Below are 14,950 nucleotides of genomic sequence, written 5' to 3'. Positions count from 1 at the left end.
CAACCCATGAAGATCCTGCACACCTCCGACTGGCACGTCGGCAAGGTCCTCAAGGGGCAGTCGCGCGCCGAGGAACACACGCAGGTACTCGCCCAGGTAATCGAGATCGCCAACGCCGAGCGGCCCGACCTGGTCATCGTGGCCGGTGATCTCTACGACACCGCCGCGCCCACCCCGGAGGCGACCCGCCTCGTCACCCGGGCGCTGACCGCGCTGCGGCGTACCGGGGCGGACGTGGTCGCGATCGGCGGCAACCACGACAACGGCCCGGCGCTGGACGCGCTGCGCCCGTGGGCCGAGGCCGCCGGCATCACGCTGCGCGGCAGCGTCCGCGACAACCCGGCCGAGCACGTCATCGACGGGGTCACCGCCGACGGCGAACGCTGGCAGCTCGCCGCGCTGCCCTTCCTCTCCCAGCGGTACGCCGTCCGGGCCGTGGAGATGTACGAGCTGACCGCCGCCGAGGCCAACCAGACGTACGCCGACCACCTCGGGCGGGTCCTCGCCCGGCTGGCCGAGGGCTTCACCGAGCCGGACCGGGTGCACCTGGTCACCGCGCACCTGACCGTGGTCGGCGCGAGCACCGGCGGCGGCGAGCGGGACGCGCACACCGTCCTCGGGTACGCGGTCCCGGCCGCGGTCTTCCCCGGCAACGCGCACTACGTGGCGCTGGGCCACCTGCACCGCTCGCAGCGGGTCATCGGCCCCTGCCCGATCCGCTACAGCGGCAGCCCGATCGCCGTCGACTTCGGTGAGCAGGAGAACATCGGCTCGGTCACCCTGGTCGAGGTGACCGCGACGACGGCGGCCCGCATCCGGGAGGTGCCGGTGCCCGGGGCCACGCCGCTGCGTACGGTCCGGGGCACCCTGGCCCAGCTCGCCGAGATCGACCCGCCCGACGGCTGGCTGCGGGTGTACGTCCGCGAGCAGCCCCGCGCCGGGCTGCGCGAGGAGGTGCAGGAGCTGCTGCCCCGGGCGCTGGAGATCCGGATCGACCCGGAGCTGGTGCCCGCGCCCGGCAGCGGCACCCGCACCGCCCAGCGGGCCGGCCGTTCGCCCCGGGAGCTGTTCGCCGACTACCTGACCAGCCGGGGCCACGCCGACGACGGCGTCCAGGAACTCTTCGACGAGCTGATCGAGGGGGTGGATCACTGATGCGACCGATGCGGCTGGACATGGCCGGCTTCACCGTCTTCCGCGAGCAGACCACCGTCGACTTCACCGACGCGGACTTCTTCGCCCTGGTCGGGCCGACCGGCTCCGGCAAGTCGACGGTGCTCGACGCGATCTGCTTCGTCCTCTACGGCACGGTGCCCCGCTGGGGCGGCACCCGGGGCCTGGCCAACGCTCTCGCGCCGTCCGCGAACGAGGCCCGGGTCCGGCTGGTCTTCGAGTCCGCCGGCGACCGGTACGTGGCCACCCGGGTGGTCCGCCGGGACGGCCGGGGCACGGTGAAGACCGCCAACGCCGGGCTCCAGCTCATGCCGGCCGGGTTCGACGTCACCAAGCTCGACACCGGGCTCACCCCGGAGGATCTCGGCGAGGTGGTGGCCGGCACCCCGGCCGAGATGGAGCAGGCGGTGCTGGACGCGGTCGGGCTGCCGTACGAGCAGTTCACCAGCTGCGTGGTGCTGCCGCAGGGGCAGTTCGCCGACTTCCTGCATGCCAAGCCGGCCACCCGCCAGCAGATCCTGGTCAACCTGCTCGGCCTCGGCGTCTACGAGGCGGTGCAGAAGAAGGCCACCGAGCGTGCCGGCCAGGCCGAGGCGAAACTGGCGGCCGTCGACAAGATGCTCGGCGGTCTCACCGACGTCGACGACGCGGCCCTGGCCGACGCCGGGCGGCGGGTGGACCGGATGCGCGAGCTGGCCGAGGCGGTCTCGGTGGCCGTACCGGAGCTGGACCGGGCCCGGGCGACGGCGCGCGAGGTGACGGCGGCGCTGACCGCGCTCGACGCCGAGCTGACCGTGCTGGCCGGGGTACGGCCGCCGGACGGGATCGCGGAACTGGCCCGGGTGGTGGCCACGGCCCGGGTCGCGGCCGACGAGGCCGCCGCGGCCGTCGGGCTGGCCGAGGAGCGGGAGGAGAAGCTGCGCGGGGAGCTGGCCGCGGCCGGCGACGAGAGCGCGCTGCGGCTGCTGCTCAAGGCGCACGCCGACCGGGAGCGGCTGACCGGCGAGGTGGCGACCGTCCGGGCGGCGGTGACCTCGGCGCAGACCGAGCACGACGCGGCGGCCGAGGCCCTGGTCGAGGCCCTGGCGACCGCCGAGCGGGCCGAGGCGGAGCTGGAGGTGGCGTTCCGGGCGCACGAGGAGGCGAAGGCCACCGACCAGGCGGTGGCGCTGCGGGCGCACCTGGTCGCGGGCGGCCCGTGCCCGGTCTGCGAGCAGGAGGTTGACCGGGTTCCGGCGATGCCCGCCGGGTCCGCGGTGGCCCGGGCGGTCGCCGCCGGCAAGGCGGCCCGGACGGCCAGCGAGGCGGCCAAGCGGCTGGTGCGGGAGCGCGACACCGCCGCCCGCGAGCTGGACCGGGTGCTGCTGCGCGCCCGCGCCGAACACGACCAGTTGCGGGCCCGGTTGACCGAGCTGGACGGCCAGCTCGCCGACGCCGCCGCGCCGGCCGCGCTGCGGGCGGCGCTGGACGAACACGCCCGGCTGCGCCGCGCCCTGGAAGAGGCCGCCGGCGCGGTGCGGGCCGGCCGGGACGCCGCCCGCCGGGCGCGGAGCACGCTCGACGGCGCGGAGGAGCGGCTGCGCCGCGCCTGGCGCCAGTTCGACGCCACCCGGGACGAGCTGGCCCGGTTCGGCCCGCCGGCCGCCGACCGCGACGACGTGGCCGCCGCCTGGACGGCCCTGGCGGGCTGGGCCGGCGAGCAGGCCGACCGGCGCCGCGCCGACCGGGACGGGCTGGCCGCCACGGTCGGCCCGGCCGAGGCCGCCGTCACCGAGGTCGAGGCGCGGATCGTCGCGCTCTTCACCGCCGCCGGGCTGGCCGCGCCCGGCGACCCGTTGCGGGACGCCGCGGTGGCGGTGGAGCGCGCGGTCGCGGAGCTGCGCCGGCTGGAGGAGCGCCGGGGGCAGGCCGCCGAGCTGCGCGAGCAGCGGGCCGGCCACGAGCGGGAGGCCCAGGTCGCCCGGGCTCTCGCCGGGCACCTGCGGGCCAACAACTTCGAACGCTGGCTGCTGGCCGAGGCGTTGGACCTGCTGGTCGACGGCGCGTCGCGGATCCTGCGGGAACTCTCCAACGGCCAGTACGACCTGGTGCACGACAAGGGCGAGTTCTTCGTGGTCGACCATCACGACGCCGGGCTGCGGCGCGGGGTGCGGACGCTGTCCGGCGGGGAGACGTTCCAGGCGTCGCTGGCACTGGCGCTGGCCCTGTCGGAGCAGCTCGCGGGGATGTCCACCACCGCGGCGAGCCTGGAGTCGATCGTTCTCGACGAGGGCTTCGGCACCCTCGACGCGGCCACCCTGGACACCGTGGCGGCCACCCTGGAGAACCTGGCCGCCCGGGGCGACCGGATGGTCGGCGTGGTCACCCACGTGCCGGCGCTGGCCGAGCGGATCCCGGTCCGCTTCGAGGTCCGCAAGGACGCCCGCACGGCCCGGGTGGAACGGACGGGCCGGTGAGCGCGAGGAGTGCAGCGCAGCGGAGCCCCACAGTCGCGAACGAAGGGCCAGCACCGGTGAGCCGGGCAGCGCGGCGCGGCGGGGCGGGGGCGACGTGACGCGGTTCTACGTCGACGCGTGGGATCCGGCGTACGGGGCGTCGTTCGAGGCGGCCGGCGGGGGCGGGCCGGCGGCGCCGAGCACCGCCCAGGTCGACGCCGACGTCGAGCTGCCGTCGGCGGACTGGCGGGCGCTCGACGTCCGGCGGGACGTGGCCGCCCCGGACGTGGTGCTGCTGGTCGACGGGGTACGCCGGATCGACGCCAGCGTCTGGACGGCCGAGGAGGACGGCGGCTCGTTTCCGGGCATCGCCGCCTCGTACGCCGCCGGGGTGGTCCGCTGCGACCTGGAGCGCGGGGCGGCCGAACTGGCCGGCACCCGGGTGGGCCGGGGCCTGTTCACCGCCAGCCCGTCGGCGCAGGACGTGGTGGCGGGGCAGGTCCGCTATCCGGTGCACCGGGTGAGCGGCACCGGTGAGCTGAGCAAGCTGCCGGCCGCGGTGCAGGCGCCGCTGACCGCGCTGGAGGTGGCGGTCTCCGACGCCGCGCGTACCGACGGCGACCTGCTGGTGGTGGACGGCCCGCTGCGCAGCCGCCGAAACCTGCCCCGCACCCTCGGCTACATCAAGACCCAGCACAGCCAGTACCTCGACGCCCGGCTGAGCGCGGTGGTGACCGGGCTGGCCCCGGGCCAGCGTTGCCCGGTGTTCCGGCTGGGCACCGCCTGGGGCGGCTACTCCTGGTACCTCCGACTGCCGGCGGCCGGCGGCGCGCCCTGGGCGGGGATCGTCCGGGTGGAGTGCTCCACCGAGCTGACCGAGGTCGAGGCGATCGGGCTGGCCGACCTTTCGCTGGTCACGCTGCCCAGGTTCGCCTCCACCCCGTACAAGGATCCGCGGGCCCCGCAGAACCTCATCCCGATCGCCGGCCTGGAGCGCCGGCTGCGCGCGCTGCTCGGCGACGCCCGCCTGCTGCACCGGGTGCTGACCTCGGCCGCCCGGGGGCGCTGATGGGCCGCCGCCGCGACGCCGAGCGGGTGGTCGAGCCGGTCGACACCGGGCAGGCCGAGCTGGTGCCCGACCCGGACCGACCGGGCTCGTGGACGCTGCTGCTGGACGGCGCGCCGCAGTCCCACGTGGACCTGGGCGAGCCGACCCACCTGGAGTTCGAGTACGTCCGCCGGCTGGCCGCCGCGATCGACCTGATCGCACCGGCCGGCGCCCCGCTGCGGGTGCTGCACCTGGGCGGGGGCGCGCTGACCCTGCCCCGGTACGTCTCGGCCACCCGGCCCGGGTCGACGCAGCGGGTGTCCGAGGTGGACGGCGCGCTGGTGGAGCTGGTCCGCAAGGCGCTGCCCTGGCCCGCCGACCCACGGCTGCGGGTACGGGTGGCCGACGCCCGGGCCACCCTGACGTCGAGCCGCGACGCCAGCTACGACGTGGTGGTGGCGGACGTCTTCGCCGGCGCCCGCACCCCCGCCCACCTGACCTCGGTGGAGTACGCCGGCGAGGTGGCCCGGGTGCTCCGCCCCGGCGGCTACTACCTGGCGAACATCGCCGACGGCCCGCCGCTGCGGCACGCCCGCGCCCAGGTCGCCACGGTCCGGACGGTGCTGCCCCGGGCCTGCCTGGTCGGCGACGCGGCGGTGCTGCGGGGCCGGCGCTACGGCAACCTGGTGCTGGTCGCGTCCCGGGTCGAGCCGCCGGTGCCGGAGCTGACCCGGCGGGCCGCCGGTGACTGGTTCCCGGGCCGGGTGCTGGCCGGCGAGGAGCTGGACCGGTTCGTCGGGGGCGCCCCGGTGGTGCGCGACGCCGACGCCACCGACTCCACCCCGCCGCCGCCCGGGATTTTTTCCGTGCGTCGTTGATCTGCTCGGCGGATCGCTCCGTATCACTGGGCGGCCACGCCCGTGGGGGCCGGCTGATGTCACACGGACACCGGAGGTCTGCATGCATGCGGTGGCGGCCGGCTGGCACGGCGAGGGGGCGGCTCCGGAGTGGACGTTCGCCCGGGCGCAGCCCCAGTCGCGCGCGTCGAGGTCGGGGCGCGGGGTCGACGCCCGCTCCGGGGGTCGCCAGAATGACCCGGTGACGCCGCGACCGGCGCCCGGGCGCCATCAGGCGACGTCCACCGAGGCCAGCCACTCCGACCAGCTCATCCGGCTCTTGTACGCCGAGCACGCCGGGCCGCTGCTGATGTTCGTGATGCGTCTGACCGGCGGTGACCGGCAGCGCGCCGAGGACATCGTGCAGGAGACGCTGCTGCGGGCCTGGCGCAACGCGCACCGGCTGGGCATCCACGGCCAGGGCTCGCTGCGCCCGTGGCTGGTGACGGTGGCCCGCCGGATCGCCATCGACGAGCACCGCAGCGAGCAGGCCCGCCCGGCGGAGACGTACGACCGGGACCTGACCGCGTTCGCCGAGGCGGACAGCACCGACCGGGTGCTGCGCACGATGACCGTGGCGGACGCGCTGCGTACGCTGAGCCAGTCGCACCGGGAGATCCTGGTGGCGACGTACTTCCGGGGGCGTACCGTGCCCGAGGCGGCCGAGGAGCTGGGGCTTCCGCTCGGCACCGCCAAGTCGCGCGTCTACTACGCGCTGCGCGCGCTGCGCACGGCTCTGCAGGACAGGGGGGTGACGGGATGAGCCGGGCCGACCACATGGACGTCGCCGCGTACGCGCTCGGCGTGCTGGACCCGCAGGACGCGGAACGGTTCGAGGAGCACCTCGCCACCTGCTGGGCGTGCGCGGCGGAGCTGGAGACGATGGTCCCGGTGGTGGGGCTGCTCTCCGGCATCGACGGCGAGGCGATGGCCGCGCTGGAGCAGACCCACACCGACCCGGCGCTGTTGGACCGGACGCTGATGGCGGTGCGGCGGGACCGGCGGCGTACCCGGCTGCGGCAGCTCCTCGCCACCGCGGCGGCCGTGGTGGTCGTCGGCGGCATCACCGGGATCGGTTTCGTCAGCGTGTTCGGCGACGACGGGCGGCGGATCCCGCAGGCCGGGCCGACGCTGATCGCGCCGGTCACCGAGCCGCCGTCGAGCACCCGCTCGGCCGACCCGAACGACCCGGGCAACGGTGGCAACGAGCACGAGGGCGAGCAGCACAACCAGGTGGACCCCGGCACGGGGGTGAAGACCACCATGTGGCTGGCCGAGAAGGAGTACGGCACGCAGATCGACGTGTTCCTCACCCGGTTGCCCGGGCCGCGTACCTGCCGGCTGGTGGTGATCCGGAAGAACAACACCAGCGAGGTGGTCGGGACGTGGTCGGTGCCGGGCGGCGGGTACGGGACGAACACCAACCAGTTGCCGCTGGAGCTGAGCGCGTCCACCTCGGCCGTCCGGCACGACATCGCGAAGATCCAGGTGCAGTCCGTCGACGTCGCCGGCGTCGCCAGCCCGTTGGTGACGGTGGCCGACCTCTGATCGTCGGGACGCTCGCGGCACGTGTCGCGGGCCGGAACGGTTCAACGCGTTCACTATGAAATGTGCCACCTTCGGCTGTTCAACCTTGACAGCGCGCCGCCCGTACTACTCGGCGAACTGCCAAGACTGAGGAGGGCACGTGGCACATCTGAAGCGGACGACTGTCGTCGTCGCGAGCGCGATGGTCGCACTGACCGCCTGCGCCCCCGCGGGCTACGACGGGACGGACACGAACGCGGCCCAGCCGGTGGCCGTCGCCGCGGCTGAACCCACCGTGACGGCCGAGCCGGAAGGCTCCGCGTCCGCGGACGCCGGCACGGCACCCCGGTCGGACGTACGGCTCACCGACGAGTTGGTCGGCCGGAAGCTGCCCCGGATGGGCAACGTCGTCACCGACCAGGACGGCTGGGTCCTCTACCGCTTCGACAAGGACTCGGCCGACCCGCCGCAGTCGAACTGCGTGGACAAGTGCGCCCAGGTCTGGCCGCCCGCCCTGACCGACGGCCTCCCGCGGTTGCAGGGCGTCTCCGACGACAAGGTCGGCACGGTCACCCGGCAGGACGGCACCCGGCAGATCACCATCGGCGGCTGGCCGGTCTACCGCTACATCGGCGACAAGAAGCCCGGCCAGTGGAAGGGCCAGGGCGTCGGCGGCACCTGGTTCGTGGTCGACCGGAACGGCAAGAAGAACCTGACCTGCCTGCCCAAGGGCACCCCGAAGGCGGTCGCCCCGCCGGCCGCCGGTGACTCGGGCGGCGACTCGGGCTACTCGTACTGACCAGGGGGAACACGGGTGGCCGGGCGCGGCCGGAGACGGGCGCGGCCGGCCACCGTGGCAGAGTGACGGGGTGACCTCTCCCGCCGCCCGCCGGACGCTGCGCCCCCCGGCCGGCTACCGGCTGGCCGCGTCGGTCCGGCCGCTCACCTTCAGCCAGTACGACCCGTGCGCCCGGATCACCGCCGGCGGCTTCTGGTGGGCCACCCGCACCCCCGCCGGGCCGGCCACCCTCGCGCTGCGCCCCGCCGCCGGTGAACTGGTCGCCGAGGCGTACGGGCCGGGGGCCGACTGGGTGGCCGAACGCGCCGACGCGGTCGCCGGGCTCCGCGACGACCTGACCGGCTTCGCCGACCTGGCCGCCGCCCACCCGGTGGTGGCCCGGCTGGCCCACGAGCACCACGGGCTGCGGATCCCGGCCACCGGCCAGGTCTTCCCCCGGCTGCTGCGGGCCGTGCTGGAGCAGAAGGTGACCGGCAAGGAGGCGTACCGGGCGTACTCCGCGACGGTCCGGCACTTCCGCGAGCCGGCGCCCGGACCGGTGTCGCTGCTGCTGCCACCGGAACCGGCGGCGCTGGCGGCCAGCCCGTACTGGGTCTTCCACCCGTTCGGGGTGGAGCAGCGGCGGGCCGACACGCTGCGCCGGGTGGCCGCCGCCGCGGACCGGCTGGAACGCTGCGCCGACGCCGCCGAGGCCACCCGCCGGCTCACCGCGATCCCCGGCGTCGGCCGGTGGACCGCCGCCGAGGTGGTCCGGATCGCGTACGGCGACCCGGACGCGGTCAGCGTCGGCGACTACCACCTGCCCAACACCGTGGCCTGGGCGCTCGCCGGCGAGCCGCGCGGGGACGACGCCCGGATGCTGGCGCTGCTGGAACCCTTCCGGGGCCACCGGGGGCGGGTCTGCCTGCTGCTGGAGGCGGCCGGCATCCAGGCGCCGAGGTACGGACCCCGAGCGACCCTGCGCTCGTTCGCGAGCTACTGAGGCCACCTGCACCGTCGGCGGTTGCGGGTCCGCTACGCGGCCTCACGGAGGTCGGCCAGGCCGATCGGGGCGTACCGGCGGAGCAGTTCCGCCAGCTCGGCCACCGAGGCGACCTCGCCGATGACGTTGGCGCCGCCGCCGTGCTCCGGGCGGTAGCGGTGCGCCAGCCGGTACCGGTACCGCCCCCGGATCAGCTCCACGCTGACCCGCCAGCGCCCGCAGCACCCGCAACTCCACTCCGGCACGCGCGGAACGGTAGCTCTGACCTGCGGTTTCGCCATCCGGCCCCCGGTGACGAACGGGCCGGTGCGGGACACGCCACCCGACACCGGCGGTGATCTGCCTCACCACTGTCGGTGGCGTCTGATTGACTGGTCGCCGTGGACCTGCCGATCAATCCGCCGGTCGAGCCGATGCTGGCCAAGAGCGTGCCCCAACTCCCCACCGCCCCCGGCGTGACGTACGAGCCGAAGTGGGACGGCTTCCGCTGCATCATCTTCCGCGACGGCGACGAGGTCGAGCTGGCCAGCCGGGGCGGCAAGACGATGACCCGCTACTTCCCGGAGGTGATCGAGCAGGCCCGCCGCCAGCTTCCGCCCCGGTGCGTGGTCGACGGCGAGCTGATCGTGATCCGCCGGGACGGCCCCGACGGTCAGCCCCGGCTCGACTTCGAGCTGCTCGCCCAGCGCATCCACCCGGCCGCCTCCCGGGTGCGGCTGCTCGCCGAGAGCACCCCGGCCGACTTCGTCGCCTTCGATCTGCTCGCCCTCGACGACGAGTTGCTCACCGACCGGCCCTACCCCGAGCGCCGGGCCCGGCTGGAGCAGGCCCTCGCCAAGGTCCAACCGCCGGTGCACGTCACCCAGGTGACCACCGACCCGGAGACCGCGCGGCGCTGGTTCGACGTGTTCGAGGGGGCCGGGCTCGACGGCCTCATCGTCAAGCCGGCCGACCTCCCGTACGAGCCGGGCAAGCGGCTCATGTTCAAGGTCAAGCACGCCCGCACCGCCGACGCGGTGGTGGCCGGCTTCCGCTGGCACAAGTCCGGCCCGGTGGTCGGCTCGCTGCTGCTCGGCCTCTACGACGACGCCGGCGTGCTGCACCACATCGGGGTCAGCTCGTCGTTCACCGCCGCCCGGCGCAAGGAGCTGCTGACGGAGCTGGAGCCCTACCGCGACGCCGGTGGCGACCACCCGTGGGTGCACGGCGACCACGAGCGGGGCCAGCGCATCCCCGGCGGGGTGAGCCGCTGGACCGGCACCAAGAACCTGGAGTGGGAGCCGCTGCGCCCCGAGCTGGTGGTCGAGGTCGGCTACGACGCGATGGAGGGCGACCGGCTGCGACACACCGCCCAGTTCGTCCGCTGGCGCCCCGACCGCGATCCCCGCTCCTGCCGCTACGACCAGTTGGAGCGCCCGATCCGCTACGACGTCGACCAGGTGCTGCGCGGGGATCCGGCGGCGATCGCCGGCGACGTGTCCGGCCGGGCGTAGCCTGGCGGTCGGACATGATCACGGAAGGCTGCCACGTGACCCGCTTCTCCGACCGGATCCGCCGGGTCCGGCCCGCCCTCGCCGGGTTCGCCGCCGCGGTGGTGCTCACCGCCGGCTGCACGCTGCCGGCGTTCGCCCCGCGAGCCGAGAGCCAGGGCCCGGCGGCGCCCCCGGGCACCGCCCCGACCTGGCGCGCCTGCCCGGAGGTCCCCAACGAGTTGGTCGGCCGGGGCGCGGCGGGCATGCGCTACGAGTGCGCCCGGATCCTCGTACCCCGGAACTGGGGCAACGGCGCGGCCACCGGCGCGACCGCCGGGCCCGGCACCGGGGAGACCTTCGAGATCGCGCTGATCCGGATCCGTTCCGACAAGCAGCACGACCGGATCGGGTCGCTGGTGGTCAACCCGGGCGGGCCCGGGGCCTCCGGCGTCGACACCGCCGTCTACCTGTCGTTCGGCCCGGCGTTCGGTGGGCTGCCGACCACGGTGACCGACCGCTTCGACATCGTCGGGTTCGACCCCCGTGGCGTGGACCGGTCCAGCCCGGTCAAGTGCATCCCGGACGCCGACCTGGACGCCAGCTTCGGCTACGACCCCGATCCGCAGAGCCAGGCGTCCTTCGACGGGTTCGTCACGTTGAACCGGCGGATCGGCACGGGCTGCGGCGACAAGTACGGTGACCAGCTCCCGCTCTACGGCACCGAGCAGGCGGCCCGGGACATGGACGCGGTACGCGCGGCGGTCGGCGACGACAAGCTCACCTACCTCGGCTACTCCTACGGCACCCTGCTCGGCGCGGTGTACGCCCAGCTCTACCCGAAGCGGGTGCGGGCGCTGGTGCTCGACGGCGCGGTCGACCCGCAGCAGAAGCTGATCGCCGGATCGGAGAGCCAGGCGAAGGGCTTCGAGCGGGCGTTCGACAACTTCGCCAAGTGGTGCGCGGCCAACGCCGGCCGCTGCCCGATCGCCCCGGACGCCCGGGCTGCGGTCACCGCCGCCATCGACAAGGCCCGGGTCTCCCCGGTACGCGCCCAGGACGGCCGGGAGGCCACCGCCGGCTGGGTGTTCTACGCGGTCATCTCCTCGCTCTACACGGAGGCGGGCTGGCAGGAGCTGGCCCGGGCGATCGACTCGTTGCAGGGCGGCGACCCGCGCGGTGTGTTCGACCTCGCCGACGCGTACGCGGGCCGCGGCGACAACGGGCACTACTCGAACCTGTTCGACGCCAACCTGGCGGTGAACTGCGCGGACGAGACCGAGAAGCCGAGCCGGGAGCAGATCCGACAGCTCCAGTCGCAGTGGCGGCAGAAGTACCCGCTCTTCGGTCCGGCCCTGGCCGTCGGCATGCTCGGCTGCGTGGAGTGGCCCGGCGCGCGGGACCCGTACCCGACCGGGAAGGCGGCCAGCGCGCCGCCGATCGTGGTGGTCGGCACCACCGGCGACCCGGCCACGCCGTACGAGCAGACCGCCGCGCTCGCCTCGATGCTCGGGGTCGGGCGGGTGCTCACCTGGGAGGGCGAGGGGCACACGGCATACCCGCAGACCGCCTGCGTCACCGACGCCGTCGACGCGTACCTGATCTCGCTGACCGTGCCCCGGGAGGGGCTGCGCTGCCCGGCCCGGTGACCGGCGCGGGGTGACGGGGCGGCGTATCGCCGGACGTCGCTGTGGCACGCTGCCGGGGTGACCGACGTGACCTTCCGGGAGGCGGTCCGGGCGGACCTGCCCGCCGTCATCGCCCTGCTCGCCGACGACGTGCTGGGCAAGGCCCGCGACTTCGCCGAGGTGGACGACGCGTACGAGAGGGCGTTCGCCGCCATCGACGCCGACCCGCGCAACCACCTGGTCGTCGCCGACGCCGCCGGTGAGCTGGTCGGCTGCATGCAGATCACGTACATCCCGGGGCTGGGGCGGCACGGGGCCGAACGGTCGCTGATCGAGGCGGTTCGGGTCCGCTCCGACCTGCGCGGGCGGGGGCTGGGCCGGGAGATGATGACCTGGGCGATCGACCGGGCCCGGGAACGCGGCTGCGCGCTGGTGCAGCTCACCACCGACAAGACCCGCACCGACGCGCACCGCTTCTACCGCAACCTCGGCTTCGTGGCCAGCCACGAGGGGATGAAGCTGCCGCTCTGACCTTCTCCCCCGCGCCGGGGAGGCGTCTCCCCGCCGGGTGGGATGATCGCCAGCTCCGGCCACGGCAGGCTGGACGGGCAGCCCGACGAACGGGAGGAGTTCGCATGTCCACCGCCACCGCCACCGTCCACGCCGTCGCCCACCCGCGCGACGGACGGCCCGCGCCGACCTGGGCGGTCCGGGTCGCCCACCTGATCCCGCTGGCCGTCCTACCGTCCGGGCTGTGGCGGATCGCCCTGGTCGCCGGGCTTTCGATCGGCGCGTACGAGCACGGCGCACCGGCCCGCACGCACGGGGCGGAGAGCGTCTACGTCCTCTCGCTGAGCCTGGTCTCGGAGGCGCTGGCGCTGCTCTCGCTCGGCCTGGTCCGCCCCTGGGGCGAGGTGTTCCCCCGCTGGCTGCCGCTGCTGGGCGGGCGCCGGGTGGCGCCGTCGTTCGCGGTCACCGTCGCCACCGCCGGCGCCGTCGGGGTCACCCTCGTCTGGGGGTACGCCGCCTGGGGCATGATGGTCCACAGCCTCCTCGTCCAGGGTGACGGGCTGGGCTTCTCGCCGCCCGGCCTGGCGCTGCTGGTGGCCTGCTACGCCCCGCTGCTCCTCTGGGGCCCGCTCCTGCTCGCCGTCACGTACGCCTACCACCGCCGCCGCTGCCGCGACTGACCCAGCACGGCCGGCGACAGCGGGGCGGGGCGGGCGGTCAGTCGTCGACCAGGCGACCGTCGCGGAGGGTGAGCGTGCGGTCGGCCAGTTCGATCAGGGCCGGGTCGTGGGTGGCGACCAGGGCGGTCATGCCCCGGGCGTGCACCACGGCCCGCAGCAGGTCCATGATCGACCGCCCGGTCTCCGAGTCGAGCTGGCCGGTCGGCTCGTCGGCGATGAGCAGGTCCGGCTCGTTCGCCAGGGCTCGGGCCACCGCCACCCGCTGCTGCTGCCCGCCGGAGAGCTCGTACGGGCGCTGCGCGGCGTGCCCGCCCAGCCCGACCAGCTCCAGCAGCACGGCCACCCGCTGCTCCCGCTCCGCGGCGGGCACCTTCGCCAGCCGCAGCGGCACCCCGACGTTCTCGGCCGCGGACAGGATCGGCACCAGCCCGAACGTCTGGAAGACGAAGCCGACGGTGCCCCGGCGCAACGCGAGCAGCTCCCGCTCGCCCGCCGCGGTCACCTCGTGCCCGGCGACCCGGATCCGGCCGGCGTCCGGCCGGTCCAGGCCGCCGACGAGGTTGAGCAGGGTGGTCTTGCCCGCGCCGGACCGGCCCCGAACCGCGAGCAGCTCGCCACGGCCGGCGGAGAACGACACCTCCCGTACGGCGTGCACGGCGTGCTCGCCCTTGCCGAAGGTCCGGCTCACCCCCTCCACCCGGACCACCTCGTCGGTGGTGGTGATGGTGGTGGCGCCCGGCGCCGCGGACAACTGCTCGCTCATGCCTGCTCCTTCTCGGTGTGCGCGCGGTCGCCGGGCCGTACCTCGACGTGGTCGGGCTCCAGGTTGAGCCGGACCCGGTCCCGCAGGGCCAGGGCGTCCACGAAGGACGTCGGCAGTTGCATCCGGCCGGTCCGGTCGAGCACCGCGTACTCCTCGCTGACCAGCTCGGTGCTGCCGTCGGCGGCGACCCGCGCGGTACGGCGTACCTCCGAGGAGGTCCGGCCGTCGCGGATGGCGACGGTCCGCCGGACCTGACCGGCCACGGCGTGGTCGTGGGTGACCACGACGATGGTGACGCCCAGCTCGGCGTTGATGGTCCGCAGCGCGGCGAACACCTCCGCACCGGTCGCCTCGTCCAGCTCGCCGGTCGGCTCGTCGGCGAAGAGCACCTCCGGGTCGTTGGCGACCGCGACGGCGACCGCGCAGCGCTGCTGCTCACCGCCGCTGAGCTGGCCGGGCTTCCGGTCCGCGCAGTAGCCGACACCGACCATGTCGAGCAGCTCGCGGGCTCGTTCCCGGCGCGCCCGCCCGCCCCGCCGGCCGGCCAGCTTCATCGGCAGCTCCACGTTCTCCAGCGCGGTCAGGTACGGCAGCAGATTCCGGCCGGTCTGCTGCCAGACGAAGCCGACCACCTGGCGGCGGTAGCTGAGCCGGCGCCGGTTCGACAGGGCGAGCAGGTCGTACTCGGCGACCCGGGCGATGCCGGCGGTGGGGGTGTCCAGCCCGGAGAGGATGTTCAGCAGGGTCGACTTGCCGGAGCCGGAGGCACCGACGATCGCCACCAGCTCGCCCCGGTCGATGACCAGGTCGAGGCCCTGGAGAGCGACCACCTCCACCCCCTCGGTCTTGAAGATGCGGACCAGGCCGTCGCAGACGATGTGCCCGCGCAGCCGGTCCCGCCCGCCGGCCCGTTCGGCGGCGCGCTGCGCGGCGCGCTGCTGGAGGGCGGCCAGGTCCGGTACGGCGGACGCGGGCTGTCCGGGGTCGCGGCCCGGCGTCAGACGCGCCGAGCCCGGATGGCCGTAGGCGGTCCCAGTCAT

The 14,950-nt window shown here is 75.1% G+C and carries 15 protein-coding genes; 12 read left to right on the top strand and 3 right to left on the bottom strand.

Annotated elements, in window-relative coordinates; genetic code table 11:
• The first annotated feature begins 6 nt into the window (after positions 1–6).
• The 8 genes from GA0070621_RS02200 to GA0070621_RS02165 all read left to right on the top strand — a co-directional run bounded on the left by GA0070621_RS02200 (position 7) and on the right by GA0070621_RS02165 (position 8,860).
• Complete coding sequence (locus tag GA0070621_RS02200) at positions 7–1,155, top strand: exonuclease SbcCD subunit D (RefSeq protein WP_091191158.1); 1,149 nt, start codon at positions 7–9, stop codon at positions 1,153–1,155.
• Complete coding sequence (locus GA0070621_RS02195) at positions 1,155–3,629, top strand: AAA family ATPase (RefSeq protein ID WP_091191156.1); 2,475 nt, start codon at positions 1,155–1,157, stop codon at positions 3,627–3,629. Before GA0070621_RS02200 ends, GA0070621_RS02195 begins: the two co-directional genes overlap by 1 nt.
• A 94-nt stretch (positions 3,630–3,723) precedes the next feature.
• The gene (locus GA0070621_RS02190) at positions 3,724–4,677 is read left to right on the top strand and encodes a hypothetical protein (protein ID WP_091191154.1); all 954 of its coding nucleotides are present in this window, start codon (positions 3,724–3,726) and stop codon (positions 4,675–4,677) included.
• Positions 4,677–5,534, top strand: a complete 858-nt coding sequence (locus GA0070621_RS02185) for a spermidine synthase (RefSeq protein ID WP_091191152.1) — start codon at positions 4,677–4,679, stop codon at positions 5,532–5,534. The genes GA0070621_RS02190 and GA0070621_RS02185 overlap by 1 nt, the downstream gene beginning before the upstream one ends.
• A gap of 82 nt (positions 5,535–5,616) precedes the next feature.
• Positions 5,617–6,315: a sigma-70 family RNA polymerase sigma factor gene (locus GA0070621_RS02180; protein ID WP_091191151.1), complete on the top strand. Its 699-nt coding sequence runs from the start codon at positions 5,617–5,619 to the stop codon at positions 6,313–6,315.
• Positions 6,312–7,100, top strand: coding sequence for an anti-sigma factor family protein (locus GA0070621_RS02175; protein WP_091191149.1), 789 nt, complete (start codon positions 6,312–6,314; stop codon positions 7,098–7,100). Before GA0070621_RS02180 ends, GA0070621_RS02175 begins: the two co-directional genes overlap by 4 nt.
• Positions 7,101–7,239: 139 nt before the next feature.
• Positions 7,240–7,878: a hypothetical protein gene (locus GA0070621_RS02170; protein WP_091191147.1), complete on the top strand. Its 639-nt coding sequence runs from the start codon at positions 7,240–7,242 to the stop codon at positions 7,876–7,878.
• 70 nt (positions 7,879–7,948) lie between these two features.
• Positions 7,949–8,860, top strand: coding sequence for a DNA-3-methyladenine glycosylase family protein (locus GA0070621_RS02165; RefSeq protein ID WP_091191145.1), 912 nt, complete (start codon positions 7,949–7,951; stop codon positions 8,858–8,860).
• Positions 8,861–8,892: 32 nt separating this feature from the next.
• Here GA0070621_RS02165 and GA0070621_RS02160 read toward each other — a convergent pair whose 3' ends face one another.
• Positions 8,893–9,105, bottom strand: coding sequence for a hypothetical protein (locus GA0070621_RS02160; RefSeq protein ID WP_091191143.1), 213 nt, complete (start codon positions 9,103–9,105; stop codon positions 8,893–8,895).
• Between the two features lie 135 nt (positions 9,106–9,240).
• Between GA0070621_RS02160 and GA0070621_RS02155 the strand changes: the two genes are divergently transcribed.
• The 4 genes from GA0070621_RS02155 to GA0070621_RS02140 all read left to right on the top strand — a co-directional run bounded on the left by GA0070621_RS02155 (position 9,241) and on the right by GA0070621_RS02140 (position 13,147).
• A complete protein-coding gene (locus GA0070621_RS02155; protein ID WP_091191142.1) occupies positions 9,241–10,353 on the top strand; it encodes an ATP-dependent DNA ligase in 1,113 nt (370 codons plus the stop codon).
• Positions 10,354–10,367: 14 nt separating this feature from the next.
• The gene (locus tag GA0070621_RS02150) at positions 10,368–11,978 is read left to right on the top strand and encodes an alpha/beta hydrolase (protein ID WP_167666511.1); all 1,611 of its coding nucleotides are present in this window, start codon (positions 10,368–10,370) and stop codon (positions 11,976–11,978) included.
• 57 nt (positions 11,979–12,035) lie between these two features.
• A complete protein-coding gene (locus GA0070621_RS02145) occupies positions 12,036–12,488 on the top strand; it encodes a GNAT family N-acetyltransferase (protein WP_091191139.1) in 453 nt (150 codons plus the stop codon).
• Between the two features lie 104 nt (positions 12,489–12,592).
• Complete coding sequence (locus tag GA0070621_RS02140; protein ID WP_091191137.1) at positions 12,593–13,147, top strand: hypothetical protein; 555 nt, start codon at positions 12,593–12,595, stop codon at positions 13,145–13,147.
• Positions 13,148–13,184: 37 nt separating this feature from the next.
• On the opposite strand, the gene GA0070621_RS02135 is transcribed toward GA0070621_RS02140, so the two are convergent.
• The gene (locus GA0070621_RS02135; protein WP_091191136.1) at positions 13,185–13,910 is read right to left on the bottom strand and encodes an ABC transporter ATP-binding protein; all 726 of its coding nucleotides are present in this window, start codon (positions 13,908–13,910) and stop codon (positions 13,185–13,187) included.
• Complete coding sequence (locus GA0070621_RS02130) at positions 13,907–14,950, bottom strand: ABC transporter ATP-binding protein (protein WP_091191134.1); 1,044 nt, start codon at positions 14,948–14,950, stop codon at positions 13,907–13,909. Before GA0070621_RS02130 ends, GA0070621_RS02135 begins: the two co-directional genes overlap by 4 nt.

Origin of the sequence: Micromonospora narathiwatensis (assembly GCF_900089605.1) — a bacterium.
GTDB lineage: Bacteria > Actinomycetota > Actinomycetes > Mycobacteriales > Micromonosporaceae > Micromonospora > Micromonospora narathiwatensis.
This window is presented reverse-complemented; position numbering and strand designations above follow the sequence as displayed.

Bases quoted from the DNA above. Each gene is read 5' to 3' on its own strand.
- GA0070621_RS02180 (WP_091191151.1), top strand. From the start codon at position 5,617: ATGCATGCGGTGGCGGCCGGCTGGCACGGCGAGGGGGCGGCTCCGGAG.
- GA0070621_RS02200 (WP_091191158.1), top strand. From the start codon at position 7: ATGAAGATCCTGCACACCTCCGACTGGCACGTCGGCAAGGTCCTCAAG.
- GA0070621_RS02130 (WP_091191134.1), bottom strand. From the start codon at position 14,950: ATGACTGGGACCGCCTACGGCCATCCGGGCTCGGCGCGTCTGACGCCG.
- GA0070621_RS02175 (WP_091191149.1), top strand. From the start codon at position 6,312: ATGAGCCGGGCCGACCACATGGACGTCGCCGCGTACGCGCTCGGCGTG.
- GA0070621_RS02135 (WP_091191136.1), bottom strand. From the start codon at position 13,910: ATGAGCGAGCAGTTGTCCGCGGCGCCGGGCGCCACCACCATCACCACC.
- GA0070621_RS02150 (WP_167666511.1), top strand. From the start codon at position 10,368: ATGATCACGGAAGGCTGCCACGTGACCCGCTTCTCCGACCGGATCCGC.
- GA0070621_RS02195 (WP_091191156.1), top strand. From the start codon at position 1,155: ATGCGACCGATGCGGCTGGACATGGCCGGCTTCACCGTCTTCCGCGAG.
- GA0070621_RS02140 (WP_091191137.1), top strand. From the start codon at position 12,593: ATGTCCACCGCCACCGCCACCGTCCACGCCGTCGCCCACCCGCGCGAC.
- GA0070621_RS02185 (WP_091191152.1), top strand. From the start codon at position 4,677: ATGGGCCGCCGCCGCGACGCCGAGCGGGTGGTCGAGCCGGTCGACACC.